The organism is Kitasatospora sp. NPDC041988, assembly GCF_055588525.1.
Genome location: NZ_JBVJCO010000062.1, coordinates 16,946 through 26,085, shown reverse-complemented (window position 1 = coordinate 26,085; position 9,140 = coordinate 16,946). Strand labels below are relative to the sequence as shown.

Below are 9,140 nucleotides of genomic sequence, written 5' to 3'. Positions count from 1 at the left end.
GCCGCCTCCCGGTGGTCAGTCGGCGGTGGGCGGTTCGAGTCCGGCGCCGCCCTCGCCGAGGGCTGCCGGGTCGGCGAGCGGTTCCCGCCCGGTCTCGGCGGTGATCCGCGCGACCTCGCTGGTTACCTGGTCGTCGTCCCAGTCGGTGTGGGCCATGCGGACCTTGATCTCGGTTGAGACGGCACCTGCCTGGTCCAGCAGGTTGATTGTCTCGGCGGCCGTCTTCGGGTCTTCCTGGACGGAGTCCTGGAACTCGACCCGGGGCCGCTCGACGTTCAGGCCCGGCAAGCCGAACAGCGGGCCGGCCATGACGGCCAGCCATGCGGCAGTGATGTCGGCGATTGCCGGTCCTTGGTACAGCGCCTTGCGGGCTCGGGTGGTCATGGACCGTCCCTGCCGGGCTCGGATCTCGGTGGCGGTCACCGCGGTGCCGTCGCCGACCGCACCGAACGAAGCGGCCGAGTAGCCCGCCTGGCGGACGGCCTGCTCGACGAGGGACTGCGCGGTGTCGCGGTGCTCGGTCACCCTGATGGCGAACTGGCTGACGGTGATGCCGCCGTCGGCCGTGGGAGGGATGTTGAGCCCGTCGTAGACCTCGCGGTCCAGATCGGCGGAGACGCCGTTGCCGACACCGTTGCTGGTGAGGTACTGGCCGGACAGGGTGATCCGGCCCTTTCCGAGCCTCAGGTCCCGCATCCACGACGACCACGTCTCGTCGAGGGCGTCCATGATGCCCTCGATGCCCTGGTAGTCGGACTGGCCGAGGTGGGCGGCGGATGGGACGTGCCGCCAGCCGCGGGCCGGCCGGACGTTGGGGGCGTACGAGGCGGTGAGGTGGTCGGGGGCGCCGGTGTCGATGAGCGGCTGGAGGTCCTTGGTGTCGTCGTGGGCGGTCAGCGGCATCTGCTTGCCGAGGCGGTCGCGGCTGCCCTTGTACAGGCCGTGGAGGATGGCACCCTTCTCGTGCCGTTCCAGGTGCCGCCAGTACGTTTCCCCGTCGAGGCAGACGACCTGCCAGAACGTGACGGCGAGGAGCTGGCCGTAACGGAACTCGGGCCAGGCGCCGTCCGCGGCGACGGTGGTGATCCACGGGCGGTCACTGATTGCGGTGTCCCAGGACACCCGGTAGTAGGTGCCGCCGAGTGCGGCGCCGACCTCGCCGCCTTCCAGCAGGGTCGGGTAGAGGCTGGTCGCCATCAAGGTTTCGATCTGGTCCTGTGTCTCGCCGCCGGCCTCCGCGGTGATGCGGGGCGGTTCGGAGAACAGCAGGTCGGAGCTGGTGCGGGCGATGTCGCCGGCCAGCGGGATGTGGAGCTTGGTGCGCTTCTCGCCGAGGGCGGTGGGCTGCCCCCACCACCAGCGGGCGAACTTGCCAACCACGCCGCCGCGCAACTGGCTGGGCCGGTTCTGGTATCCCCTCTCGCCGCGGAGCCGGTACCGCTCAACGAGCCGGTCCGGGTCGGAGGAGTACCAGGCGTCCCAGTCGGCCATCGACTCCTGGATGGCGGGGTCGGTCGGGGGCCACGCCATGTCGCTGGTGGGCAGGGGCATCGGTCACCTCCTGCGGGCGGCGGCCGGCTATGCGGCCTGGGTGAGGTTCGGGCGGATAAGGCCGCGCCATTCGTGGGCGGTGGAGTGCAGCGCGTACCTGAGGGCGTCCACACTGTGATCGTTGACCTTGAGGGGCTTGTCGTCGCCCTTGGCCGCAGCCGAGTCGTCCCACGCGTAGGCGGGCAGCTCGTCGAGGAGGCCCGCGCACGACCGGTGGACCGAGACGATGCCGGCGCCGAGGGCGACACCGACGGACCGGATGCCGTCCAGGACCTCGTTCTTCGCCGGTGCGACGCCGGGAACGCCGTCGGCCCAGAGCTGTGTCATGAAGCTGGCCGCGCTCGGGTCGACGAACAGCCACTCGGGGCGGCCGTTGGTGGACATCCAGCTCTGCAGGTTGCTGCTGTATTGGGCGTCGGTGAGCTGGCGGTGACTCGCGCGGGAGTCGTGCCGGTACTCGGACGCGACGTACAGGCGGCCGTCGGCGCCGTGGCCGACGAGGAGGCCGACGAACGGGTTGACGGTGCCGTAGTCCACGCCCACGCTGAGCCAGCGCTGAATGGGCGGCATCAGGTCGACGACGTACCGGTCTGGCTGCCACATGTCGTACACGGCGCCCTCGGCCTGCACCCACTCGCCGAGGATGTTCCGCTTGTAGAACAGGCCCTGGAACGAGGACTTGAGGGCCGCCACGTATTCGGCGTCGAGGAACGGGTTGTCGTCGAGGGTGAAGTGCCAGCTTCGGAGCCGGGTCTCGGCCGGGCGGAGCAGGTACTCCTTGCGGAACCAGTGCGCCGGGTTGTCCGGGTTCGTGGTGCAGAAGATCTGCGCGCCCTTGACCGAGCAGCGGGCAACCAGCTGGTCGAAGAACGCCCTCGGGAGGGTGGTGGCCTCATCCACGTACGCGCCGGCGCAGGTCATGCCGCGCACCTTCGGCTCGGCCTGGGCATCGTTGGCGCCGAGGACGTGCACGAGGCGGCCCATGATGACAGCGGTCGCGGCACCGTTGGTGTAGTGGACCTGCCCGGCCAGCGCGCCGAACAGATCGGGGTTGGTCAGGACAGCGAACACGTTGCGGTTGATCGAGTCGCGGGTGCGGCCGACCATGACCAGCTCGCCGCCGCGGGGCGCGTTCGCTACGTAGCCGAGCCAGCGCAGCAGCGAGGCGACGGTCTTCCCGGACCGGACCGAGCCCTCCCAAGCGTTGATCCGGTGCTGCGACTCGACGATGCTCGCGATCTGCTTACGCGAGAGCGGCAGGTCATGGCGCATCACCCGCCCCCTCGCTGCGGGCCTCCTCCTGGTGCTCGCGGTAGACCTCTGCCAGGCCGGCCATGAGCTGGCCGACCATGCTGCGGGCCGCGTCGGCGCCGGAGTCGTCGCGGGGCGGCACGAGCTTGAGGGACTTGTCGATGGCCATGCCGGCCGCGCCGAGCAGGGCGCGCTTTTCGGCGGGCGGCGGCTCGGGCAGCGTCTCGGACTCGAAGGTGTTGTCCTTGCCGCCGAACGCGAAGACGGTGGTCGGCGTCCAGAGCTGGGCGCGGAGGCGTTCGGCGTCCTGGTGGAGGTCGTGGGCCAGGGAGACGCGGCGGGCTTCGAGGTCGATGAGGCGGGCCTCGGTGGCGGCGACGACCTCGGGTGCGCGGGCGAACGTCAGTCCAGCCTCCTGGACGGTGCCGGTGACGATGCGGGCGGAGCGGCCAGTGCGGCGCATGATCTCGTTGCGGGTCACGCCCTCGGCGTGGAGGCGGAGGATCTCGGCGCGCTCGGCGTCCGTGACCGGTTGCAGCTTGCGCTTGGCGGGAGGCACGGTCACCCCCGTCGTGTCAGAGCCGCTTCGTGCCGGGGTCGTCGGGGGTGCTCAACTGGGTCCCCTGGTGGGTGGTCAGGCGGCTGCCTGCTGTCCGGGGCGCCAGCCTGTACGCCGTCCGCCGCGGGCGGGCCGGTCGGCACCGTGCTGCCAGGTGTGCAGTTCGGCGCGGGCGGCGGTGGGCAGGTGGTAGAGGTGCGGTCCGCCGGGTATCGGCAGGGCCTCGATCAGGCCCTCGAACACCCAGCGCTTCACCGTGGACTCGGAGACGCCGAACGCGGCGGCGGTGCCGGCGCGGTCGGCGATGTCGCAGGCCCGAATCTGGTCGAGCGGGGGGTTCGGGTAGACGGGCACCGTGGACCTCCCCGGGCAGCACGAAGGCCCCGCAGCGATGCTGACGGGGCCTTCGGGGCGTTTCTGGGCAGGGGCTACCTGCTGCATCGCAGGTTACGACGGGAGGCGATCACTCCGCAAGCGGCTACTTCGTGAGGCCTCGGCCGGGTCACGATCCAGTGCAATAGGCAGTGCGGATGGGCAGTGGGTGGGAGGCTTCCGGGCATGTCTGAGGAGACGGTGAGCGGGGCGGAAAAGCCGACGGTACTCGCGGGTGCCGATGCGCCAGGGCGGCGGGGATGGCGGCCGGTAGCGCTGGCCGGGGTGTGTGGTCTGGCCGTCGGGGCTGGCACGGTAGGCGCACTGTGGGCTGCGGATAGTTCCGATGGCGGGCCTGCCGCGGTGGCGGCGAGCGGGTCGGCGTCGCCGTCGGCGGGTTCGTTCACCCTGTCCGGGACGATGACTCTCGCCGCCGGGAACTGGATCGCGGTGGGCAGCCAGTGCTCGGGGCGCGGCGGGTACACCGACATCCGGGAAGGTGCGGCCGTCACCGTGTACGACGCAGGCGGCAAGGTGATTGCGACCGGCGCTCTGATGGAGGGCCACTCGAACCCGGTGCTCGCATGCCAGTTCACGGTTCTCGTGACCGCGGTGCCGGCCGGCCAGGCGTTCTACCAGGTGGAGGTCAGCCACCGTGGGAAGTTGACGTTGACGGCTGCGGAGGCGCGGGGTGCCGGGCTGCAGGCGACACTGGGCTGATGTCCGGGGCGCGCGCGAAGGCCCCGCGCTGTCACGCGGGGCCTTCGGGAAGAGAAAACGAGAGGCCGTCACGGCTTAGCGCCCTCGTTAGGCTCGGCCCATTCACCAATGTTCACGGCGCCTACAGGCGCTCGTGGCCGTGTGCTTCGGTTAGCGGGACCTCTGTGGCTGACAGGCGTGCTGTCAGCGGCTTGTGGGGCCCGGTGTGAACCGGGATGTGCCAACCCTGGCAGTGTCCGAGTCACGGGGCAAGCCTCGGCGTGTTGTTCGGCCCTGTGGCGGCCTACGAGTCAGCTTGCTGTTCCCGTCGCCGCCACCCCCGGGTAGCTCCTGGGGCGGGTTGGTTAGCGGCTGGGTTCGGTCTGGGGCTGCGGGGCGGGTTCGGGGGTGAACCAGTAGCTGGCGCCGGCGCCGCGTTCGACGACGCGGGGCTCGGGCGTCGACGTCGGCTGCGGTGTCGGGGTCTGTGCGGGTCCGTCGGCGTAGGCCATGATGGCGGTCTCCTCTGCTGCTGTGCGGTGGGTGGAGGGCCCGGGGCGGCCGGCTTGCTGGCAGGCGGTGCGGCCGCCCCGGGGCGAGGTCAGGCCGCCAGGCGGTCGTACAAGTCGGCGACCTGGCCGCGAGCGGTCTTGAGCTGGTCGGCCACCTTCCGGCGCTTCTCCGGGTCGTTGGCGGCGTCGAGGAGGGCGTGCTGGAGCTCGGTGATCCGGGCCTCGGCGGCGGCGAGCTGCTGGTCGATGGTCATGGCGGTGGTCCTCTCGGTTAGCGGTCGGCGGGGTGGCAGGTGTGGCTCACTGGCTGGCCTCGCGCTGGCGGCGCATCTCGGCCTTGATGTCGTCTTCGGTGGCACCAAGGGCCATCGCGTCGTCCATGGCGCGGAGGGCGATGTGCGGGTCGGTGAGGCAGTCGGGTCCGCCGTGGGCGAGGACCTCGCGGGCGGCGCTGGCGATGGCTTCGGTCTTGGTCATTTGGGGTCTCCTGGTCGGTAGGCGGGGTGGGTAGTTGGCCCGGTAGGGAGTGGGTAGGTGGGGCGGTAGGCGTGCTCTGACCTGCGGTTCCTACCGCCTACTGGCTGCCTTCGGGGTGGGGCGCGGGAGGCCTCGGGGAGCGGGCTCACGCGGCGCTCGACGCGGCCGGCTGGACGATCGCGGGGAAGGGCGCCGGGTCGGTCTCGGGAAGGGCCGCGAGGAGGACCGCGCTCCGGTTGTACTGGCGGCCCCTGATCGTGAGCTTCTTCTGCTCCACCACCGGCACCCCGTAGGAGGCCAGTTCCTCGGCCAGATCGGAGACCGTCCAGTCGGTCATCTCGCCTCGCCGGCGGGCCTCGTCGAGGACTGCCTGGAGGTGGGCTGCGGTGCCCTGCTTGGTGAGGGCGGCGGTGTGTCGGATGAGGGCCCACAGGACTGCCTCGGGCGGGGAGTCCTGGATCCACTCGTCGGCGTCGTCCGTCGGGGCGCTGTCGGCATTGGTGTTGGCGCTGTCGGCGGGGGCCTGCTCGGCCGTCTCCGGGGTGGGGTCGGCCTGGCCGGCGATCAGTGCGGCGATCACCCACAGGGCGACGCTCCCGCTGGCCACGGTCGGGATCCACTTCCCCACGATCGGCCAGAGCAGCACGAGCGCGGTGACCGTCCCGCCGGCCCGCTTTGCCCACGTGAGGAACGGGTGCTCGGCGCCCTCGGCCTTCGGCTCGGGGTGGCTGGGGCAGTGCTCCGCGTGGGCGGGGTTCTTCTCGTGGTCCGGGTGTCCGCACGGGTCCGGCTCGGGGGTGGTGGTGCGGGCCTTGACGGCCTTGATGATCCGGCGGTTCCCGGCGGCGAATGTGGCCAGGTTGACGCCCTCTAGTAGTTCTCGCATCAGGCACCGAACCCGTGCAGCAGGGAGGCGAGGACGGTCACCGGGATGGCGAGCAGTCCCCCGGCGGCTGAGAGTGCGCCGGGCAGCGCGACGCCGACGATCAAATCCTTGGTCATCTTCGGGGCGGTCCCGAATCCGATCAGGAGCAGGATCAGGGCGACCGCGCCGGCGCCGATCGGGCCGACGGTCCCGGACTGCTGGCTGACCGTCTGGTTGATCGTCGTGGCCACGGTGCTGAGCTGGGCCAGCGCCTGCCCTGCTCCGGCGGAGAGCAGCCCGAGCGCGGCGCCCCAGTAGATGACGTGGTGGTCCTTCACGGGCTTGAGCTTGCCGCCGCCCTTCTTGTGTACGAACAGGGCAACGACGATCAGCAGGATCATGCCGCCGGACCCGATGGCTCCGAACATGGTGGTGAACTCCTTCGGTGTCAGCTGAAGATGCTGTTGATCAGGTGGTTGAACAGGGGGCCGGTCAGAGCGAGCAGGGGCGCGAGCTTGCACACGGCGGCGAGAGCGGAGGCGACCGGCACGCGCACCAGGACCAGGACGGGCACGCGGACCTTGCCGCGGACCTCGGACACCCGGGTCAGGTGGCCGTTGGCATCGCGCCGCATCCACAGGTCGAGCGCCCACCCGCCGGCCAGCACGACGTACGCGCCGATCCCCTGGGTGTTGGCCCACTGGACGATGCCGACCGAGTAACCGGCGCTGGCCGAGAGGGCGGTGAGGACGCACCAGCGCCGGAAGCGGCGGACACGCTCGTCGGAGCCGACCTTGTGCAGCATCGACGCGTAGCGCTCGGCCCGGCGCTGGCGCGCGCGGTCCCGCTTCTTGTGGCGCTGCGCGCGTTCGCGGGGAGTCTCCGGCTCCTGACCGGCGGCGATCCGGGCCGCGTCGATCCCGGCGTCCTCCTCGGCGTCCAGTCGCTGACGCCGCTCCTCCGGGGTCTCGGTGATGGTCAGGCTCAGCCGGTCGAGCGCCTCGACGGTGCGCTGCTGGGCCCGGTCGGCGGCGGCGAGGTTCTCCGGGGTCCAGACGGCAACGGCGGTCTGGGACCACCAGGTGGTGGAAAGGCCGGCGGTCGGCGCGTACTTCGGTGGCGGGGGAGGGAGGGTGGTCACCGCTCCCCCTTGCGGGGGCTGGCGCACTGACGCTCCCAGGCCTTGGTGCGGGCGTCGATGTTGCGGATCTCGCGTTCGCGGCGGCGGCGCTCGGCCGGCGTCCGGCCGACAGGGGCGGTGTCGGAGGTCTGGCTTCCGGTGAGCTTGGACCAGAGGCCCATGGCTATCTCCAGGTGATGACGATGGTGAGGGTGGTGGCCCAGAGGGCGGCGGCGCCGGTGAGGCGCAGGGCATGGCGGGCGGTGTGGTCCGCGGCGCGGTACAGGCCGGCGTAGGCGAGCGCGGCGGGGACCGCCCACCACAGCAGGGCGGCGGCCATGAACTAGTCGCCGATGACGGCGTGACGGAGGTCGGTCGCCTCGCGCCGGGACAGGCCAAGCTGGTCCTGCAGTTCGCCGATGGTGACCGGTCGCGAGGGCTTCCCTTTGCGGGCAGCGGCGTCGAGACGGCGGGCTGCTGCGAGCCGCTGCCGCGGGGTCATGATGGTCGGCGGGGTTACCACCGCGGTGACCACCTCGCGTACTGCCCGCTTGGCCGGCACGGTGGCCATCTCGCGGTCATGGTGGTGGTCAGGCAGGTGGTCACCGTAGTGGTCATCCTGCGGGGGCGCCGATGTGACCGGTGAGGTGACCAGTCCTGCTGCCATCAACTGGGCGGTGAGCTGGTCGTCTGTGGCGTTGGGCATGATGCGGCGGGCCTCGGCGATGGCGCTGTCGTAGTCGCTCGGGGACGGCTCGGCGGTGGGCAGCTCGTAGGCGGCGCGCATATTGGCGGTGGCGCCCTCGACGCGGGCCAGCTCACGCTGGATGGACGCGAGGCCGAGGCGGGCGTGAGCGGCGGAGCGCTGTGCGTCAGCCCACTGCTGCGAGCGGTCGTCGATCTCGACGCCGAAGTGCTTCATCGTCATGGTCCACATGCCCTTGGCGAGGGCTGAGACGAGGGCTCCGATGATGCCGACGGCGATGCCGGCGGTGAGTGAGTCCTGGCCGACCCGGAGGATGCCGTGGGTGCAGACGGCCGCCATGGCGATCACAAGGGCGACATAGCCGGCGCGGCGCGGGAGCGTGGCCCTGCGGTGGTCGTAGCGGCTCAGCCACTCCAGGGCCATGCAGGAGACCCAGCCGAGGTCGAAGACCGCGGCGGCGCCGTAGGCGATGGCGGGGTGGACGGCCTTGGCGAGGAGGTCGCCGATGCTGGCGGTGGACCAGGCGATCGCGCCCGTGACGGTGAGGGCGGTTGCTCCGGTGACGGCGCCGCGGACGAGCCGGTCCCAGTCGCGGGGCGGGATGGGTACGGCGGTGGTGTACCGCTCGGTGACCATCTCGGTGACGCCGTTGATGGTGTGCGGGACGAGGCGTTCGTGCTGTACCTGCTGGGCGCGCCGGAAGGTACTGTTCTGGTGGGCCATGGGAGCTCTATCTCCTGTGGTCAAGGGCCTGGGCTGGGGCTGCGATCCCCATGCCTGGGCCCGTTCTGTTGTCGGGTCAGAGGTACTGGTCGATGAGCTGGCGGAGGACGGCGGAGCGGCTGGCGCCGGCGGCCGTGGCCTGGCGGAGCTTGGTGAGCTGGGGCCCGTAGAGGGTGATGCCGCCGATGACGCGCTTGGTCTCGGGCGGGGCGGGCATGCCGGTACTGGCCGGCTTCTCGTCGGCGGTGTGCATATGCACAAGGTAGCTGATGTGCATATGCACGGCAACCCCTTCGTGCATATGC

15 protein-coding genes are annotated in these 9,140 nt (G+C 71.2%); 1 reads left to right on the top strand and 14 read right to left on the bottom strand.

Annotation, left to right across the window (positions count from 1 at the left end; genetic code table 11):
* Positions 1–15: 15 nt before the first annotated feature.
* From ACZ6NC_RS38085 to ACZ6NC_RS38070, 4 genes are all read right to left on the bottom strand, one after another.
* Positions 16–1,551, bottom strand: a complete 1,536-nt coding sequence (locus ACZ6NC_RS38085; protein ID WP_465738477.1) for a phage portal protein — start codon at positions 1,549–1,551, stop codon at positions 16–18.
* Between the two features lie 27 nt (positions 1,552–1,578).
* Positions 1,579–2,823, bottom strand: a complete 1,245-nt coding sequence (locus tag ACZ6NC_RS38080) for a PBSX family phage terminase large subunit (RefSeq protein WP_465738476.1) — start codon at positions 2,821–2,823, stop codon at positions 1,579–1,581.
* Complete coding sequence (locus ACZ6NC_RS38075; RefSeq protein WP_465738475.1) at positions 2,813–3,367, bottom strand: helix-turn-helix domain-containing protein; 555 nt, start codon at positions 3,365–3,367, stop codon at positions 2,813–2,815. The genes ACZ6NC_RS38080 and ACZ6NC_RS38075 overlap by 11 nt, the downstream gene beginning before the upstream one ends.
* Before the next feature lie 69 nt (positions 3,368–3,436).
* On the bottom strand, positions 3,437–3,715 hold the full coding sequence (locus ACZ6NC_RS38070) for a hypothetical protein (protein WP_465738474.1): 279 nt from the start codon (positions 3,713–3,715) through the stop codon (positions 3,437–3,439).
* Positions 3,716–3,919: 204 nt separating this feature from the next.
* On the opposite strand from ACZ6NC_RS38070, the gene ACZ6NC_RS38065 reads away from it, so the two are divergent.
* On the top strand, positions 3,920–4,453 hold the full coding sequence (locus tag ACZ6NC_RS38065) for a hypothetical protein (protein ID WP_465738473.1): 534 nt from the start codon (positions 3,920–3,922) through the stop codon (positions 4,451–4,453).
* Positions 4,454–4,797: 344 nt separating this feature from the next.
* Here the strand turns inward: ACZ6NC_RS38065 and ACZ6NC_RS38060 are convergent, their stop codons facing one another.
* The 10 genes from ACZ6NC_RS38060 to ACZ6NC_RS38015 form a co-directional block, all read right to left on the bottom strand.
* Positions 4,798–4,944 carry a hypothetical protein gene (locus ACZ6NC_RS38060; protein WP_465738472.1) on the bottom strand — a complete coding sequence of 49 codons (147 nt, stop codon included), beginning with the start codon at positions 4,942–4,944 and terminating at the stop codon, positions 4,798–4,800.
* A gap of 89 nt (positions 4,945–5,033) precedes the next feature.
* Positions 5,034–5,198 carry a hypothetical protein gene (locus tag ACZ6NC_RS38055; RefSeq protein ID WP_465738471.1) on the bottom strand — a complete coding sequence of 55 codons (165 nt, stop codon included), beginning with the start codon at positions 5,196–5,198 and terminating at the stop codon, positions 5,034–5,036.
* Between the two features lie 46 nt (positions 5,199–5,244).
* Positions 5,245–5,421: a hypothetical protein gene (locus ACZ6NC_RS38050; RefSeq protein ID WP_465738470.1), complete on the bottom strand. Its 177-nt coding sequence runs from the start codon at positions 5,419–5,421 to the stop codon at positions 5,245–5,247.
* A 145-nt stretch (positions 5,422–5,566) separates the two neighbouring features.
* Positions 5,567–6,307: a hypothetical protein gene (locus ACZ6NC_RS38045; protein ID WP_465738469.1), complete on the bottom strand. Its 741-nt coding sequence runs from the start codon at positions 6,305–6,307 to the stop codon at positions 5,567–5,569.
* Positions 6,307–6,714 (bottom strand): hypothetical protein, encoded by a 408-nt coding sequence (locus ACZ6NC_RS38040; protein WP_465738468.1) that lies wholly within the window; start codon positions 6,712–6,714, stop codon positions 6,307–6,309. The genes ACZ6NC_RS38045 and ACZ6NC_RS38040 overlap by 1 nt, the downstream gene beginning before the upstream one ends.
* Before the next feature lie 20 nt (positions 6,715–6,734).
* Positions 6,735–7,427 (bottom strand): hypothetical protein, encoded by a 693-nt coding sequence (locus ACZ6NC_RS38035; protein ID WP_465738467.1) that lies wholly within the window; start codon positions 7,425–7,427, stop codon positions 6,735–6,737.
* Entirely contained in the window at positions 7,424–7,588 is a 165-nt protein-coding gene (locus ACZ6NC_RS38030; RefSeq protein ID WP_465738466.1) for a hypothetical protein, read from the bottom strand. Before ACZ6NC_RS38030 ends, ACZ6NC_RS38035 begins: the two co-directional genes overlap by 4 nt.
* A gap of 2 nt (positions 7,589–7,590) precedes the next feature.
* Positions 7,591–7,746 carry a hypothetical protein gene (locus ACZ6NC_RS38025; protein WP_465738465.1) on the bottom strand — a complete coding sequence of 52 codons (156 nt, stop codon included), beginning with the start codon at positions 7,744–7,746 and terminating at the stop codon, positions 7,591–7,593.
* A gap of 3 nt (positions 7,747–7,749) precedes the next feature.
* Entirely contained in the window at positions 7,750–8,835 is a 1,086-nt protein-coding gene (locus ACZ6NC_RS38020) for a hypothetical protein (RefSeq protein WP_465738464.1), read from the bottom strand.
* Between the two features lie 76 nt (positions 8,836–8,911).
* On the bottom strand, positions 8,912–9,088 hold the full coding sequence (locus ACZ6NC_RS38015) for a hypothetical protein (RefSeq protein WP_465738463.1): 177 nt from the start codon (positions 9,086–9,088) through the stop codon (positions 8,912–8,914).
* Between the last annotated feature and the right edge of the window lie 52 nt (positions 9,089–9,140).